Annotated in this window: 15 protein-coding genes; 7 read left to right on the forward strand and 8 right to left on the reverse strand. The window is 70.9% G+C overall.

Annotated elements, in window-relative coordinates; translation table 11 throughout:
- Both B0I29_RS23795 and kdd read right to left on the reverse strand, forming a co-directional pair.
- Positions 1-1,539: an amidohydrolase gene (locus tag B0I29_RS23795; RefSeq protein WP_111651256.1), complete on the reverse strand. Its 1,539-nt coding sequence runs from the start codon at positions 1,537-1,539 to the stop codon at positions 1-3.
- A gap of 5 nt (positions 1,540-1,544) precedes the next feature.
- On the reverse strand, positions 1,545-2,564 hold the full coding sequence (kdd, locus tag B0I29_RS23800) for an L-erythro-3,5-diaminohexanoate dehydrogenase (RefSeq protein WP_111651257.1): 1,020 nt from the start codon (positions 2,562-2,564) through the stop codon (positions 1,545-1,547).
- A 138-nt stretch (positions 2,565-2,702) separates the two neighbouring features.
- On the opposite strand from kdd, the gene B0I29_RS23805 reads away from it, so the two are divergent.
- Positions 2,703-4,058 carry a KamA family radical SAM protein gene (locus tag B0I29_RS23805; RefSeq protein WP_111651258.1) on the forward strand — a complete coding sequence of 452 codons (1,356 nt, stop codon included), beginning with the start codon at positions 2,703-2,705 and terminating at the stop codon, positions 4,056-4,058.
- A gap of 46 nt (positions 4,059-4,104) precedes the next feature.
- Here B0I29_RS23805 and B0I29_RS23810 read toward each other — a convergent pair whose 3' ends face one another.
- Positions 4,105-4,296 carry a CsbD family protein gene (locus tag B0I29_RS23810; protein ID WP_111651259.1) on the reverse strand — a complete coding sequence of 64 codons (192 nt, stop codon included), beginning with the start codon at positions 4,294-4,296 and terminating at the stop codon, positions 4,105-4,107.
- Between the two features lie 117 nt (positions 4,297-4,413).
- Between B0I29_RS23810 and B0I29_RS23815 the strand changes: the two genes are divergently transcribed.
- Complete coding sequence (locus B0I29_RS23815) at positions 4,414-5,118, forward strand: class I SAM-dependent methyltransferase (RefSeq protein ID WP_111651337.1); 705 nt, start codon at positions 4,414-4,416, stop codon at positions 5,116-5,118.
- Here the strand turns inward: B0I29_RS23815 and B0I29_RS23820 are convergent.
- Positions 5,039-6,022, reverse strand: a complete 984-nt coding sequence (locus B0I29_RS23820; RefSeq protein WP_311733623.1) for an EamA family transporter — start codon at positions 6,020-6,022, stop codon at positions 5,039-5,041. The two genes, B0I29_RS23815 and B0I29_RS23820, sit on opposite strands and share 80 nt — an antisense overlap.
- A 166-nt stretch (positions 6,023-6,188) precedes the next feature.
- Between B0I29_RS23820 and B0I29_RS23825 the strand changes: the two genes are divergently transcribed.
- Both B0I29_RS23825 and B0I29_RS23830 read left to right on the forward strand, forming a co-directional pair.
- A complete protein-coding gene (locus B0I29_RS23825) occupies positions 6,189-7,040 on the forward strand; it encodes a LysR family transcriptional regulator (protein WP_111651261.1) in 852 nt (283 codons plus the stop codon).
- Positions 7,041-8,028: 988 nt separating this feature from the next.
- Positions 8,029-8,958: a GNAT family N-acetyltransferase gene (locus B0I29_RS23830; protein WP_220091400.1), complete on the forward strand. Its 930-nt coding sequence runs from the start codon at positions 8,029-8,031 to the stop codon at positions 8,956-8,958.
- Here B0I29_RS23830 and B0I29_RS23835 read toward each other — a convergent pair.
- The 4 genes from B0I29_RS23835 to B0I29_RS23855 form a co-directional block, all read right to left on the reverse strand.
- Complete coding sequence (locus B0I29_RS23835; protein WP_111651262.1) at positions 8,955-9,404, reverse strand: Lrp/AsnC family transcriptional regulator; 450 nt, start codon at positions 9,402-9,404, stop codon at positions 8,955-8,957. The two genes, B0I29_RS23830 and B0I29_RS23835, sit on opposite strands and share 4 nt — an antisense overlap.
- Before the next feature lie 117 nt (positions 9,405-9,521).
- Positions 9,522-10,661 (reverse strand): acyl-CoA dehydrogenase family protein, encoded by a 1,140-nt coding sequence (locus tag B0I29_RS23845; RefSeq protein ID WP_111651263.1) that lies wholly within the window; start codon positions 10,659-10,661, stop codon positions 9,522-9,524.
- Positions 10,662-10,682: 21 nt separating this feature from the next.
- Complete coding sequence (locus B0I29_RS23850; protein ID WP_111651264.1) at positions 10,683-11,342, reverse strand: response regulator; 660 nt, start codon at positions 11,340-11,342, stop codon at positions 10,683-10,685.
- Positions 11,335-12,114 carry a sensor histidine kinase gene (locus B0I29_RS23855; protein WP_111651265.1) on the reverse strand — a complete coding sequence of 260 codons (780 nt, stop codon included), beginning with the start codon at positions 12,112-12,114 and terminating at the stop codon, positions 11,335-11,337. Before B0I29_RS23855 ends, B0I29_RS23850 begins: the two co-directional genes overlap by 8 nt.
- Positions 12,115-12,343: 229 nt before the next feature.
- Between B0I29_RS23855 and B0I29_RS23860 the strand changes: the two genes are divergently transcribed.
- The 3 genes from B0I29_RS23860 to B0I29_RS23870 are packed head-to-tail and all read left to right on the forward strand — an operon-like array spanning position 12,344 to position 16,270.
- A complete protein-coding gene (locus B0I29_RS23860; protein ID WP_111651266.1) occupies positions 12,344-13,036 on the forward strand; it encodes an ABC transporter ATP-binding protein in 693 nt (230 codons plus the stop codon).
- A complete protein-coding gene (locus B0I29_RS23865) occupies positions 13,033-15,351 on the forward strand; it encodes an ABC transporter permease (protein WP_245972702.1) in 2,319 nt (772 codons plus the stop codon). The genes B0I29_RS23860 and B0I29_RS23865 overlap by 4 nt, the downstream gene beginning before the upstream one ends.
- Before the next feature lie 10 nt (positions 15,352-15,361).
- A complete protein-coding gene (locus B0I29_RS23870) occupies positions 15,362-16,270 on the forward strand; it encodes a 5'-3' exonuclease (RefSeq protein WP_111651340.1) in 909 nt (302 codons plus the stop codon).
- Positions 16,271-16,317 lie beyond the last annotated feature (47 nt).

Below are 16,317 nucleotides of genomic sequence, written 5' to 3' on the forward strand. Positions count from 1 at the left end.
CTACTCTTCGAAAATCGTCTCGCCGGACAGGACCGTGCGACGGCAGATCGGCCGTTCCGGTGTCACCCCGTCGACATCCGGCAGCAGTGACGGCAGCCCGGCCTGGGTGCCGCCCGGTGTCGTCCAGGTCGCGAACGTGGCCTGGGCGCCCGGGGCGAGCACGCCGGCGTCGCCGACTCCGGCGGCGCGCCAGCCGCCCTTGCTGGATGCCGCGAACGCCGCGCGCACGGTCATCCGGTAGATCGGGTTGCGCGGTGCGGCGGCGGCCACCACCATCGCCCACGGGTCGAGGGCGGTGACCGGCGAGTCGGAGCCGAACGCCAGTGCCACCCCGGTCGCGTGCATGGCGCCGATCGGGTTGCTGGCCAGGGCACGCTCGACGCCGAGACGCTGGGCGTACATCCGGTCGGTGCCGCCCCAGAGGGCGTCGAAGACCGGCTGCACCGAGGCGATCACGCCGAACTCGACCATCCGGGCGATCATCGCCTTGTCGATCAGCTCGACGTGCTCGATGCGGTGGTGTCCCTCGCGCAGTCTGTCGACGCCGACCTGCTTCGCGGCGATGGCGAACCCGTCCAGGACCGTCTCGATCGCGGCGTCGCCGATGGCGTGGAAACCGCCCTGGAACCCGATCCGGACGCAGTCGAGCAGGTGCTCGCCGACCTGCTCGGCGGTCAGGAACGCCTCGCCGCAGCCGTGGTCGCCGTCGAGGTATGGCATGCGCACCGACGCGGTCCGCGAACCGAGGGCGCCGTCCGCGTACAGGTCGCCGGCCGCGCCGTGGGCGCCCAGCTCACGGGCCTTCTCGGCGCCGCCGAGCTCGCCCCAGTAGCCGTACACTCGGGGCAGTTTCTGTCCGGAGAGCGCGAGCACCGAGGTGAAGTCGGCCTCGCTGGAGGTGCCCGGCCCGCCGCACTCGTGCACGGCGGCGATGCCCATCGAGGCGGCCTTGCGCAGCGCGGTGGTCTGCGCGGCCGTGCGCTGGCTGTCGGTGAGCGCGCCGAGCGCGACGGCCCGGACCGCGTGGTGGGCGTGCTCGCGCACCCAGCCCGACTCGTCGAATCCGTCGACCCCGCGCGCGGCCGGGAGCAGCGCCGACGAGGTCAGCGCCGAGTGCACCGACGCCTGTGACAGGTAGACGCGGCGTCCCCCGGCGGCCCGGTCCAGCTCAGCGGCGGTCGGCGGGGTCTGCTCAGCCCAGGTCGACTCGTCCCAGCCGTGCCCGTGCACGACCGCGTCGGCCCCCCGGGTCGCCGCGAACGCCGCCACCGCGTCGAGCAGCTCACCGGCCGAGCGCACCCCGGACAGGTCCAGGCCGTCGAACGCCAGACCGGTGTCGGTGGCGTGCAGGTGCGCGTCGACGAACGCCGGGGTGACCAGCGTGCCGTCCAGGTCCACGGTCCGGTCGGCGGCGGGCGCGTCGGCGGTCTGGCCGAGCCAGGCGATCTTCCCGTCGCGGACCAGCATCGCGGTGGCGCGCGGGTCGGCGGCGGAGTAGAAGCGGCCGTTGATGTACCGGGCGGAGGGTGATTCGCTCATGCGGGTCAGTCTCCCGCGATCCGCGCTTCGAAGAGAGCACGCACCGCGGGCACGCTGCGCAGGAGCCCGACCGCGAACTCGGCGTGCCCGGGCACGAAACCGTTCCCCACCAGCATCGTCACGTCCGCGGCGAGGCCTTCGGCGCCGAGGGCGGCAGCGGAGAAGCTGGTCGCCATCGAGAAGAAGATCACGGTCCCGCCGGGTGCCGTGGCGAGGATCGCGCCGTGCTCGCAGCCGGGCACGTCGACGCAGACCACTGTCACGTCGGCGGGCGTACCGATCGCCTCGGCCACCGCGACCGGGTCCCGCGCGTCCGCGACCGCGATCTCGTCGGCCAGTCCCGCTCCCCGGAGCGCGTCGCGCTCCTTTTCCGAGACGACCACAGCGTGGGTACGCGCACCGGCCCGCTTCGCCGCCGCGAGAGACAACGATCCACTCTTCCCGGCACCACCCAGTACGGCCACTGTCGGCGTACCCGGATAGCCGCGGACGACCCGGTCGACCAGCGCCGGAGCCCCGCACACGTCGTAGACGGCCAGGGCCAGCTCCGGCGGCAGGTCGTCGGGGAGCACCCCGACGATCGAGCGGCCGAACAGGATCGCGGTGCCGCCGGCCGGCACCTGCTCGCTGAGACCGTCCCACCCGGCCAGGCCGTCGGTGATCCGCAGCGGGGTGAGCGTCAGCGAGACGAGGGTGGCGACCAGGTCACCGGGTTTCACCGGCAGCGGGGAGTCCGGGCCGACCTCGTCGACCACGCCGATCAGCATCCCGCCGGAGCCGGTCACCGGGTTGTGCATCTTGCCGCGCGTCTCGACGATCTCCAGGACCTCGGCCCGGATCGCGGCGCCGTCGCCCTCATGCTTGCCGGCGAGTTGCCGATAGCTGGCGGCGTCGAGGTTGAGCCGGCGCACCCGGATCCGTACCTCGTCCGGCCCGATCGCCGGATCGGCGTCCAGACGCCAGGCCGCCTGCGGCAGGACACCTTTCGGCTCCAGCACCCGGCCAAGACCCACAGATCCTGTCACGTCACACCCTCCTCACGTTAAACAATCGTCTCGAACCGCTGCCCTACCGTAAATCCTCCGTCAACATGGTTACTACACCGGAGATTATCCGTTAGCGTGTGCCCAGCCAACGATGCCTGGAGGGGATCCGTGCTTTCCATGGAACAGCCCTACGAGTACCGGCGACGCGAGCTCGTCGAGCCGGACTGGACGCGATTCCCCGGGTGGAAGAACGTCACCGCCACGCAGTGGGCCTCCGCGCAGTGGCAGCGGGTCAACTGCGTGAAGAACGTGAAGCAGCTGCGCGCCGTGATGGGCGACCTGCTCGACGAGAGCTTCTACGCCGACCTGGAGACCGACCAGCAGCGCCTCGCCACCATGTCGATGCTGCTGCCGCCGCAGATGCTCAACACCATGGTCCCCGGCGAGGTGCCGGGCACGGAGAGCTTTTACGCGGACCCGATCCGGCGGTACATGCTCCCGGTCGCCACCGACCGCCAGCTGGACTGGCCGTCACACCCGCACGCCTCCCGGGACTCGCTGCACGAGCACGACATGTGGGTCGCCGAGGGCCTCACCCACCGGTACCCCACCAAGGTTCTCGCCGAGCTGCTCAGCACCTGCCCGCAGTACTGCGGGCACTGCACCCGGATGGACCTGGTCGGCAACAGCACCCCGATCGTCAGCAAGCTCAAGCTGCTGGAGAAGCCCGTCGATCGGTACGCGGCCCACCTCGAATACCTCAAGAACCACCCCGGGGTACGCGACGTCGTGGTCTCCGGCGGCGACGTGGCGAACGTGCCGTGGAAGCAGCTTGAGGCGTACCTGATGGGTCTGCTCTCGGTGCCGACCGTGCGCGACATCCGGCTCGCCACCAAGGCGCTGATGGGCCTGCCGCAGCACTGGCTGCAGGACGACGTGGTCGAGGGCATGCACCGGGTCGCGGTCACCGCCGAGCGCCGCGGGGTCAACCTGGCCGTGCACACCCACGTGAACCACGTGAACTCGCTGACGCCGCTGGTCGCCAAGGCCACCCGCACGCTGCTGGAGATCGGTGTGCGCGACGTGCGCAACCAGGGTGTGCTGATGCGCGGCGTCAACGCCACCGCCCCGGACCTGCTCGACCTCTGCTTCGCACTGCAGGGCGAGGCCGGGATCCTGCCGTACTACTTCTACATGTGCGACATGATCCCGAACGCCGAGCACTGGCGGGTGCCGGTCTGGCACGCCCAGCAGCTCCAGCACGATCTGATGGGATACCTGCCCGGGTACGCGACCCCGCGGATCGTCTGCGACGTGCCGTTCGTCGGCAAACGCTGGGTCCACATGATCGCCGACTACGACCGCGAGCACGGCATCTCGTACTGGACGAAGAACTACCGCACCTCGATCGAGGCCGAGGACACCGAGGCGCTGTCCAAGCAGTACGCGTACTACGACCCGATCGACACGCTGCCCGGGTCCGGCCAGGACTGGTGGCGCAAGCAGCAGCAGGAGCAGCCGCAGACGGCATGAGAAAGGGCCCGGCGAACCGCCGGGCCCTTTCCAGTCTTCGTGCTGATCAGCTGAAGGTGTCGCGGACGTCGCGGCCCGCGTCCTTCACGTGCTCGCCGGCCTGCTTGGCGTGCGCGGCGGCTTCCTGCGCCTGGCCCTCGGCCTGAAGACGCTCGTTGTTGGTGGCGTCGCCGATGCCCTGCTTCGCCTTGCCGGTCAGTTCCTCGGCCTTGTTCTTGACCTTATCGGTGAAGCTCATAGCAACCTCCGTCGTCGTGCCTACGCGAAGATGGTTGCCCGCCATCACCCGATTCGAAACAAACGCACAACCGGTACGGCCTGACCGGACAGTCGGCTAGCTAAGATCATTAATGTGATCGACCCCCATGCCGGCTCGTTCGGGGAGGCCGCCGACGCTTACGAGCGAGGCCGTCCCGCGTACCCACACAAGGCGCTGGATTGGCTCCTGCCCGGCGGCGAGCCGCGGGTTTTGGATCTTGGCGCCGGGACCGGCAAGCTGAGCCGTCAGGTCCGCGAGCGTGGCCTCGACGTCGTCGCGGTCGATCCCTCCGACGGCATGCTGGCCGAGCTGCGCCGGGTCCTGCCGGACGTGCCGGCCATGCTGGGCAGCGCCGAGAGTATCCCGCTGCCGGACAACGCGGTCGACGTCGTGCTGGTCGCGCAGGCCTGGCACTGGGTGGATCCGGCGCGGGCGCTGCCGGAGATCGCGCGCGTGCTCACACCGGGCGGCCGGCTCGGGCTGATCTGGAACGTGCGCGACGAGCGCAGCGATTGGGTACGCCGCCTCGGGGCGATCATCGGCAGCGAGCCGATGGACCGCAGCCCGCGGCTGGACGTGGCGTTCGAGACCACGTCGTTCGAGTGGACGCACACGGTCGCGCCGGACGTTCTGCAGGATCTCGTCGCGTCCCGCAGCCGGATCATCCTGATGCCGGCCGACGAGCGCGCCGCGGTGCTGGCCCAGGTCCGGCAGCTGACCGCTACGCATCCGGCGTTGCTGGGGCGAGGGTCCTACGAGCTTCCGTACGTGACGGAGTGCGCACGGGCGACGCTGGGCTGACCGGTCCCGGTGCGGGCTTCGTGCCGGCGACCGCGCCCGGCGCGGGCCTCGTTCCAGTGACCGCTCCCGGCGCGGGCTTCGTTCCGGTGACCGCTCCCATCGCGGCGGTGATCACCAGGAGGATGGCGAGGCATTCCAGGAGGGTGAGGGCCTGGCCGAGCAGGAGGAATCCGGCGAGCGCGGCCACCGCCGGGCCGAGGCTCATCAGCACGGCGAACGTCGTCGTCGGCATCCGGCGCAGCGCCAGCATCTCCAGGCTGTACGGCAGTACCGACGCGAGCACCGCCACCACCGTGCCCATCAGCAGGATCCGAGGCTCCAGCAGCACCGATCCGGCCTCCGCGACACCGAACGGCAGCGTGATCACAGCGGAGGCGGCGACCGCGAGGGCCAGACCGTCGGCTTTCGGGAAGCGGTGGCCGACCCGGGCGCTCAGCACGATGTACGCGGCCCACATCACCGCGGCACCGAGCGCGAAGCCGACACCGGCCGGGTCCAGCCTTCCGAACCCGCCCCGGCCCAGCAGGACCACGCCGGCCAGGGCCAGGCCGGCCCACATCCAGCCGCGCCTGCTGCGGGCGGTGATCACCGACAGGGTGAGCGGGCCGAGCACTTCGAGGGTGACGGCCGTACCCATCGGGATGCGGTCGATCGCGTGATAGAAGAGCGTGTTCAGGCCGGCCAGGGCAATCCCGAACGCGGCGATCGACAGCCAGTCGGCCCGGCGGTAACCCCGCGTTCTCGGCCGGCAGATCGCGAGCAGGATCAGCGCGGCGATCGCGAGGCGCAGCGCGACGACGCCGTGCACGCCGGCCCGAGGGAAGAGCAGCGCCGCGACCGCGCCGCCGAACTGCAGAGACAACACACTGCCAAGAACCAGGACAGGACCACTTTTCGTACGCACGTCCGCCACGTTTCCAGCTCGTACATGCGCCTGAGAAATGCCGATTCGGCCGCGGTTATGCTCTGAGGTTATGACAGCCATTCCCTGGAACGCGCCGTGCTGATGCCCGCTTCCGTCCGGCGGGCGTCGCGCTCGTGACCGCTTCCGTCCGGCGGGCGCCGGGCTCATGACGGCTGATCTGCGGCATCTCCGGGCTTTTCTGGCGATCGCCGCGAGCGGCACGATCACCCGGGCTGCGGCGGAGCTGCACGTGACCCAGCCGGCGCTGTCCCGGACGCTGCGCCAGCTGGAGGAGCATCTCGGCTTCCGCCTGGTCGACCGGTCCACCCATCATCTGGAGCTGACCGCCGCCGGCCAGGCCTTCCGAATCCGGGCCGCCGCCGCGGTCGCCGCCGTCGACGACGTACTCGACCCGGCCCGCGCCGGAACCTGGCCGTTGCGCCTCGGGCACGCGTGGTCCGCGCTCGGGGTGCACACCACGACGCTGCTGCGCCGCTGGAAGCAGGAACACCCGCAGACCCCGCTCCACCTGCTACGCGTCGACGAACGCGACGCCGGCCTGGCCCGGGGCGTGGTGGACGCGGCGATCGTCCGCGGTATCGCCGAGCTGCCGGGTGCCGAGGTGCTGCCGTTGTTCACCGAGAGCCGGCTCGCCGCCGTACCGGTGGACAGCCCGCTGGCCGGCCGCCCGTCGCTCACCCTCGCCGAGCTGTCCGGCGAGCCGATCGCGGTGAACACCATCGCCGGCATCACCGGCCTGGATCTGTGGCCCAGCGGCATCACGCCCGCCGCCAAGGTCGAGGTCACCAACACCGACGACTGGCTGGCCACCATCATCGCCGGCCGCGCGGTAGGCCTGACCAGCACCGCGACCCCGGTCATGTACAGCCACCCGGCGGTCGTCTACATCCCGGTCCCCGACGCCCCCTCGGTCCCGGTCCACCTGGCCTGGCACAACCCTCCGAGCCACCCGGCGGTGCTGGCCCTGGCAACCCTGGCCCAATCCATAACCGCCTGACCAACCCAACCACCCCGATCAACGCAGCCCAAACAGCGCAGGCTTATCAATCCCGGCCCGAGCAGCGCGGGCTTGAGCAACGCGGGCTTGAGCAACGCGGCCGGCTCGACCGGCGCGGGCTTGAGCCGCACGGAGTTGAGCGACGCAGGCTTGAGCGGCGGGGGCCGGCTCGACCGGCGCTGACGACGGTGGGAACACGCCGGCAAAGATCGGATGGCCGGCGTGTGGTGGGCAAGGGCGCGACGGCCCGCCGGGTGGAGGCGTGCTCGGGTGCCGTAGTTCTCGTCGCCGAAGGGCGAGCCGTAGCTCAGCCATGCCATAGGCCCGCGATGACGTGGCTGAGCTACGGCTCGCGCCCCTCGGCCGTCGGTCAGGCACGTTACGCGGGTCCGATGACAGGGCTGAGCTACGGCTCGGCTCGCGCCGCGAACGGCTCGCCCCACGAACGGCTCGCCCCGCGGATGGGTCGCCCGCGGACGGCTCGGGTTTCCGCTCGGATGTGCCTGAAGTCGACACTCCGCGAACGGCGTGCCTGTGCGTGTCGAGTTTGAGCGCGTATCGAATAAGCGCGTATCGAACCCGAACTCGACACAGGCGAGCAAGTTGCAGCCTGCGTGTCGACTTAGGGGGCGTATTGAACCCCTAATCGACACGCTTTCCTGACCTGGACGACTGTGGGCCGCGGTTCCGGGCGCTTGCCTTACCGGGCGAGTTTGGGCCGTGCGGTTCTGGTCGGGAGCGGGTTGTTCTGGGGAATGTCGGGGCGAGAGCCAGCCCTCGTCGCCTCCGGCGTCCTAGGAGGCTAGGTGGGTGGGCTCGGACGTTAAATCGGTTGCGCGGGGCCTGGCGGGACGCGTACAAAAGGGGTCTCGATCTTGAAGGAAGGAGGCTGAGCGATGTCCGCACCGAAAAACGCGCTCGTGTCCTCCCGGGACGGCAGCTGAGCTGATCCCGGAGCAGGCCGGGCGCATCCTGTGAAGGAAACGCCTTGACTGAACTGACCATCCGTCCGATCACCGGGGCCAGCGAGTTGCCCCTTTTCAACAGCTTTCCCTACGTTCTGAACGACGAGATCGCCACCGACCTCGAGGCCGGCCGGCGGCGGCTGTCCTGGCTGTGGGTCGCGCTGCGCGGTGACCGCGTGGTGGCCCGGGCCGGCTGGTGGACCGCGCCCGGTGATGAGAAACCGCAGCTCATGGACATCTTCGACATCGCTGATGACGTCGAGGACGGTGTCCGGCTGCTCGCGGCCGCGCTGCCCGTCATGGCACCGGGCAACACCACCCCGCCGGAGTCCCTCCGGTTCCTGCCGCCGGACTGGCGTGACCGCCCGGAGACCCGGCTGCTCGTCGACAATCACATGGCCGCGCTGGAGAAGACCGGGGCGAAACTGTTCGTCGAGCGGCTGCGCCTGGAGTGGCGGCCCGGTACGCCGATCCCCGAGCCCAGCGGCCGGCTCACGTTTCGTCCGGTGGGCGGCGCGGACGAGCTGATCGATCTGATGACGCTCGTGGTGGAGGGTTCGCTCGACGCGCACAGCCGCGACGAGCTGACCCGGATGTCCGCCCGGGAGTCCGCGGTCGAGCAGTACCACGACGAGCTGGAGCGGTACACCAGCCCGCACGACTGGTGGCGGATCGCCACGCTGCCGGACGGCGAGCCGGTCGGTTTCGTGATTCCGGCGCGGAACAGCTACAACCCGATCATCGCGTACCTCGGGGTGGTGCCGGCGCATCGCGGCAAGGGTTACATCGACGAGATCCTCGCCGCGGGGACCCGGCTGCTGGCCGGGCAGGACGTGCCCCGGATCCGGGCCGCCACCGACGTCGGCAACGTGCCGATGGCGAAGGCGTTCGCGCGCGGCGGTTACGTCACCTTCGAGCGCCAGATCGACATGGTCTGGCCGGCGGTCGTTTAAAGATCCCCGATACGGGGTGGACGGCTCTCGTACGGGGTGGAGAGCACGACCGTGGTCCGGGTCGTCACGTTCGCGGCGGTCCGGATCTCCTGGAGCAGGCGTTCCAGGTCGGCCGGGCTCTTCACCCGCACGAGCAGCATGTAGAAGTCCTCGCCGGCCACCGAGTAACACGAGTCGATCTCGGCGAGGTGGGCGAGGCGTTCCGGCGCGTCGTCCGGCTGGGACGGGTCGAACGGCCGGATCGCCACGAACGCGGTCAGCGGCAGGTCGAGTGCCTCGTACGACACGCGCGCGGTGTAACCCGCGATCACGCCGCGCTGTTCGAGGCGCCGGACCCGCTGGTGTACGGCGGAGACGCTCAGGCCCACCCGTTCGGCCAGGTCGGTGTACGACAGCCGGCCGTCCACGGTGAGCGCCGACACGATCGCCTGGTCGATCTCTTCCACGCGGACAACCCTACGGGAGCGCCCTCGGTGGGCAATCTTCAACCTGGCATCGGGCCGGAAGCCGCCGGGCCGATGTCCGGCGCCGGCGAGCGAGGCCCTCGCCACGGTGAAAAGGGCTCATTGAAGAAGCGCGCGGGCGATCACCATCCGCTGGATCTGGTTGGTGCCCTCGACGATCTGCAGCACCTTGGCCTCCCGGAACCAGCGTTCGACCGGGTGGTCGCTGACGTAACCGGCGCCGCCGAGGACCTGGACGGCGTCGGTGGTGACCCGCATGGCGACGTCGGTGGCGAACAGTTTCGCCTTGGCGGCCTCGATCGAGAACGGCCGGCCGGCGTCCTTCAGGCGGGCGGCGTTGAGCAGCAGCGCGCGGGCCGCCGAGATCTGGGTGCCCATGTCGGCGAGCATGAACCCGAGTCCCTGGAATCTGCCGATCGGCTGGCCGAACTGCTCGCGCTCCCGGGCGTACCCCAGGGCGTGATCGAGGGCCGCCTGGGCGAGGCCGACAGCGCAGGCCGCGATGCCGAGACGCCCGGCGTCGAGGGCTTTCATGGCGATGGCGAAGCCTTCGCCCTCCGCACCGACCAGGCGGTCGCGCGGGACCCGGGCCTGTTCCAGGACGATCTGCGCCGGCGCCGAGGAGCGCAGGCCCATCAGACGTTCTCGCTGCTGGGGCAGCAGGCCGGGGGTTCCGGCGTCGGCGAGCAGGCAGGAGATGCCCTTCGGGCCAGGGCCGCCGGTACGGCAGAAGATGTTGTAGAAGTCGGCCTGGCCGCCGTGCGTGATCCAGGCCTTGGTGCCGTCGACGACCCAGGTGTCGCCGTCGGCGACCGCCCGGGTGGTGAGGCCGGCCGCGTCGGAACCGCCCTGCGGCTCGGAGAGGGCGAACGCGCCGAGCAGCTCGCCGCCGAGCATGTCGGGCAGCATCTTGCGCTGCTCCGGGGTGCCGAAGTACGCGGTGGGCAGGCAGGACAGGGTGTGCACGCTGACCGCCTCGGCGATGCCCAGCCAGGTGTTCGCCAGGGTCTCCAGGACCTGGACGTAGACCTCGTAGGGCTGGCCGGCGCCACCGGCCTCCTCCGGGTACGGCAGGCCGAGCAGCCCGGCACGGCCCAGCGTGCGCAGCACCTCGCGGGGGAACTCGCCGCGTGCCTCGAAGTCGTCGACCTTGCCGGCGAGCTCGCGGGTGGCGAGTTCCCGGGTCAGGTCCAGGAGGTCGTGCGCTTCAGGGGTGGGAAGCATGCGATCGACGGTCATGCGCCACAGCTTAACGAACGTTCAGTGAGTGGAGGGTGCCACCAGCCCGGTCTCGTATGCCAGCACCACGGCCTGCGCCCGGTCGCGCAGTTCCAGCTTCGCAAAGATGCGGGCCACATGCGTCTTGACGGTCGCTTCGCTCAGGGTCAGCTCGGCGGCCAGCTCGGTGTTGGACAGGCCTCGGCCGAGCATCGTCAGCACCTCCCGCTCCCGGGGTGTGAGCGCGGTGAGGTCGCGGTGCACGGCCGGCGGGTCGTCGGACCGGGCGAACCTCTGCACCAGCCGGCGGGTGATCGACGGGGCGAGCAGAGCGTCCCCGGTGCCGACGAGACGGACCGCGGCCGCGAGGTGCTCGGCCGTGACGTCCTTGAGCAGGAAGCCGCTGGCGCCCATCGCGAGGGCCGTGTAGACGTATTTGTCCAGGTCGAACGTGGTCAGCATGAGGACCCGGCAGGCCGGGTTGCGGGCCAGGATGCGCCGGGTCGCCTCCAGGCCGTCCATCACCGGCATCCGGATGTCCATCAGCACCACGTCGGGGCGCAGGCGCCGCTCGGCCTCGACCGCTGCCAGGCCGTCGGAAGCCTCGCCGGCCACGTCGATGCCGCGAGCGGTCAGGATCATCCGGAAGCCGGTGCGGATCAGCTCCTGGTCGTCGACGATCAGGACGCGCGGCTCACTCATGCGGGATCCTCGCCCTCACTCGGTAACCGCCGCCGAGACGCCGGCGCGCGTCCAGGTCGCCGCCGTACACCGCGACCCGCTCGCGCAGCCCGAGCAGTCCGCGACCCGCGCCGGTGTTTTTAACAGCCGGAGCGTCGCCGGTCAGGACGCTCGGACCGGTGGTCAGCACCTCGACGCGCAGGGTGCGTTCCGCGTATCGGACGGTCACCTCCGCCTTGCCGCCGCTGCCGTGCTTGAGCGCGTTGGTGAGCGCCTCCTGCACGATGCGATAGGCCGTGGCGCCGATGCCGGACGGCAGCGGCCGCGGCTCGCCGGAGATCCGCACCTCGACCGGCATCCCGGCGAACGCGATCCGGTCGACGAGCGGTCCGAGCGCGTCGAGACCCGGCTGCGGGGCGAGGTCGCCGGCCTCCGGATTGAGCAGGTCGAGCAGGTGCCGCAGCTCGGCCATCGTGTCCCGGCCGGCGGTCTCCACCGCCTCCAGCGCGGCGAGGGCCTCGTCCGGCATGGTCCGGAGCACCTCGCGCGCGGCGGACGTCTGCACGATCATGACGCTGACGTTGTGGCTCACGATGTCGTGCAGCTCGCCGGCGATCCGGGTGCGCTCGGCATCGACGGCGGCGCGGGTGGCGCTCTCCCGCTCACGCTCCAGCAGCCAGCCCCGCTCCCCCACGGCCTTGGCGTGGCGTTGCCGGGCCCGGCGCAGCGCGACGGCGAACGGCACGGCGACCAGCACCGCCACCACCAGCCCCACGGCCACCGTCGTCCCCATGCGACACACCCTGTCAGATCGACGCCCGTGGGTCATCCACCCGGGAGCTGACGCTCCCTACATCCCGGGGATGACGCCGCCGGGTGGTTGCATACAGAGGTGGATGCCTATTTCGTACGCCTCTCCGTAGCGTCCCTGGCATGACCGATTGCACCGAGCGGCAACCAGCCGCACCGAACAACGGCGTCTCACGCGAGGGCCATGAGGGCATGCCGAAGGCAGGACAGCCATGACAACCGAGACCCCCGTCGTACGCCTCGACGGCGTCCGCAAGGAGTACGGCGACACCGTGGCGCTCGACGGCGTCACCCTCGAGATCCGCGCCGGTGAGGCGGTGGCCGTGATGGGCCCGTCCGGCTGCGGCAAATCCACCCTGCTCAACATGATCGCCGGGCTGGACAAGCCGACCGCCGGCGAGATCACCGTGCACGGCGAGCGCCTGGACACGATGAACGAGACGAAGCTGTCGCTGTTCCGGCGCCACCACCTCGGCATGATCTTCCAGTTCTTCAACCTGCTCGACGACTTGTCCGCGCTGGACAACGTGGCCCTGGCCGCGCAGCTCACCGGCAGCTCGGCGGGCACCGCCCGGCGCCGTGCGCTGGAGCTGTTCGACGAGCTCGGCATCGCGACCCGCCGCAACGTGTACCCGGCCGCGCTCAGCGGCGGCGAACGCCAGCGGGTCGCGGTGGCCCGGGCCCTGATGAACCGGCCGGCGCTGCTGCTCGCCGACGAGCCGACCGGCGCGCTGGACAGCAAGGCCGGCGAGCAGGTGATGGACCTGCTGCTCGACCTGAACCAGATCGGACAGACGCTGCTGATCGTCACCCACGACGAACGGCTCGCCCACCGGTGCGCCAGCCGGCTCGTCGAGCTCGCCGACGGCCAGGTCGCCCGCGAGTCCGCGCTGGACCGGGTGTGAGCGCCGTCTGGACGGCCTCCCGCGCCGCGGTACGCCGCCGCCGGGTGCAGACCTTCGTGATCTTCCTGGTCGTACTGGTCTGCACGGCCACTGCCCTGATCTCGGTGGCGCTGCTGGACGCGGCCCGGTCGCCGTTCCAGCGGGCGTTCGACGGCCAGAACGGCGCCCACTCGGTTGTCACCTACGACCCGGCGAAGGTGACCGACGAGCGGCTCACCGCGGCGACCACCGGCGTCGAGGCGTCGGCCGGCCCGTTCGGCCAGGTGATCGTCGAGCCGCAGAACGACGTCGGACCAGTTTTCAGTCAGCCGCTGACAGTGGTCGGGCGGGCCGATCCGGGCGGCGCTGTCGACCGGGTCGACCTGTGGCACGGGCGCTGGCCGTCGGCGGCCGGTGAGATCGTGCTCAACGAGCCGCCGCAGCCGGACGAGGACCTGAGCATGGGCCCGCTCGCCGGCGTCACCGAGCTGGTCACCAACGGGAAAACGCTGAGGATCGTCGGCTTCGCGTTCACGGTCAGCGGCTCGGCGGACGGCTGGGTGACACCGGCGCAGGTCGCGGCGCTGCACCCGACCGGAACCCAGATGCTCTACCGGTTCACCGGCGACGTCTCCACCCACGACGCCCTGGCGGCTCGCGTCTCCGGAGTGACCACGGGGCTCCCCGGAGACGCGCTGCTCGCCGCCCAGCCGTACCTGGTCACGAAGGAGGAGGCGGCCGCCGGACCCGGCGTGTACCTGCCGTTCCTCGGCACGTTCGGCATCCTCGGCCTGCTCGTCGCGGTGATCATCGTGGGCAACGTGGTGAGCGGCGCCGTGGTCTCCGGCTTCCGGCACATCGGCGTGCTCAAGGCGCTCGGTTTCACCCCGCGGCAGGTGGTCGCCGTCTACCTCACGATGGTGTCGGTCCCGGCCGTCGCCGGCGCCATCCTGGGTACGGGACTCGGCTGGGCGGCAGTCCGTCCGATGCTGACCGAAACGTTCCGGGGGCTCGGCTTCGGTCAGGACGCGGCGGTCCAGCCGTGGGTCATCACGGTCGTGCTTCTGGGCGTACCCTCGCTGGTTTTGATCGCGGCGTTGCTTCCCGCCTTGCGTGCCCACCGCCTGTCCGCGGCGCAGGCGATCAGCGCGGGGAGCGCGCCGCGGCGTGGACGCGGGCTGCGCGTGCAACGCGCCCTGAGTGGATCACGGCTGCCGCGCGCTGTCAGTCTCGGACTCGGGCTGCCGTTCGCCAGGCCGGCGAGGACCGCCCTGACCATGGCGTCGCTGCTGCTCGGTGTGGTGACGGTGACGTTCGCGCTGGGATTATCGGATTCGGTCATCCGGATCAGCGAGGTCGGCGAGATCGCCGCCGGGGACATCGGCGTGCGGCCGATGCGTGGCGACGAACAGCCTGCCTCCCAGCGCTCGGACACCGAGATCGAGCAGATGCTGCGGGCGCTGCCCGGCACCTCCCAGGTCGGCGTCGGTGTTGCCCGCGATCTGTCGGTCGCCGGCCAGAGCGAACCCCTGATGATCAACTTTGTACGCGGCGACACGGCGGCCATGGGGTACGAGCAACAGCTCTACGAGGGCCACTGGATGACCGCTCCTGATCAGCTGGTGCTGCCGACCCAGCTACTCAACGAACGCGGCCTGGAGATCGGCGAGAAGGTCACCGTCTCGCTGCAGGGCGCCTGGACCACGTTCACCATCGTCGGCGAGACGGTCCGCGGGCTGCCCGGCCCGGAGGGCGCGTTCGCCACCTGGCGCGACTTCCCCGATCTCGACCCGGCCGCGTTCTTCTACCAGGTGCAGACCGTCGAGGGCACCGATCTCGGCGCGTTCACCCAGTCGATCCGCGCCGCCGACCCCGGCCTGGACGCCTGGGACAACACCGGCGGCGACTCGTTCTCCACCGTGGTCACCGGGTTCGCCGCCGTGCTCGCCCTGCTGCTCGCCACGGTGGCCGCCCTCGGCGTACTCAACACGGTCGCGCTCAACGTCACCGAACGCCGCCGCGACCTGGGCATGCTCAAGTCGATCGGGATGACCCCGCGGCAGGTGGTGAGCATGGTGGTGACCTCGATGGCGGCGCTCGGCGTGATCGCCGGGCTGCTCGGCATCCCGCTCGGCCTGGCCGCGCACCGGCTCGTCGTGCCGCTCTCCGCGGACGCCGCGAAGATCCGGCTGCCGGAGTACGTCATGCAGGTGTGGGACCCGGCCACCCTGGCCCTGCTGGCGTTCAGCGGCGTGGTGATCGCGGTGGCCGGAGCGCTCATCCCGGCACGCGCGGCGGCGAGGCTGACGATCGCCCGGGTGCTGCACAACGAATAGGGTGTTCGGCGTGAGTCAACCTCTGCTGGCCGTCGACGCCCCGAGCCTGTACTTCCGGGCCTTCCACGGCATTCCCGAGAAGGCGGCGCAGACCGCGGACGGCGAACCGGTCAACGCGATCCGGGGCTTCCTCGACATGCTCGCCCAGCTGATCCGGACCCGGCGTCCGGATCGGCTGGTCTGCGCGCTCGACGCGGACTGGCGCCCGGCCTGGCGGGTCGACCTGGTGCCCAGCTACAAGCAGCACCGGGTCGCGCACGGCGACGTCGAGGAGGTGCCGTCGTCGCTGGAGAAGCAGGTCCCGGTGCTGCTCGACGTCCTCGCCGCGATCGGCATCCCGGCGTTCGGGGTGCCCGGGTACGAGGCCGACGACGTGCTCGGCACCCTCGCCGCGACCCAGCCGGCCCCGGTCGAGGTGGTCTCCGGCGACCGCGACCTGTTCCAGCTCGTCGACGACACCCGCGGCACCCGGCTGCTCTACTGCGGCCGCGGCGTCGCCAAGCTGGAGGACGCCGACGAGGCCCTGGTCATCGCGAAGTACGGCGTCGAGGCCCGGTGGTACGCAGACTTCGCGGCGATGCGCGGCGACGCCTCCGACGGCCTGCCCGGTGTGGCCGGCGTCGGCGAGAAGACCGCGGCCCGCCTGATCGAGCGGTACGGCGGCGTCGAGCAGATCCTGGCCGCCCTCGACGACCCGGACGCCGGTTTCGCCCCCGGTGTCCGTACCAAGCTGGACGTCTCCCGCGACTACCTGGCCCGGGCGCTGCCGGTCTGCAAGGTCGTCCTGGACGTGCCGTTGCCGTCGTTCGATTCGCGTCTGCCGTCGTCGCCGCTGGACGAGAAATCCCTGCTCACGCTCGCCGAACGGTGGAATCTGGCGGGGTCCGCGCGACGCCTGGTTGACGCCCTGGCCCTCTGAATTCCTCAGGTACAGGGCCTTCCCCTCCGATACGCGTGTCGGCAACC

Source organism: Actinoplanes lutulentus, assembly GCF_003259845.1.
Taxonomy (GTDB): Bacteria; Actinomycetota; Actinomycetes; order Mycobacteriales; family Micromonosporaceae; genus Actinoplanes; species Actinoplanes lutulentus.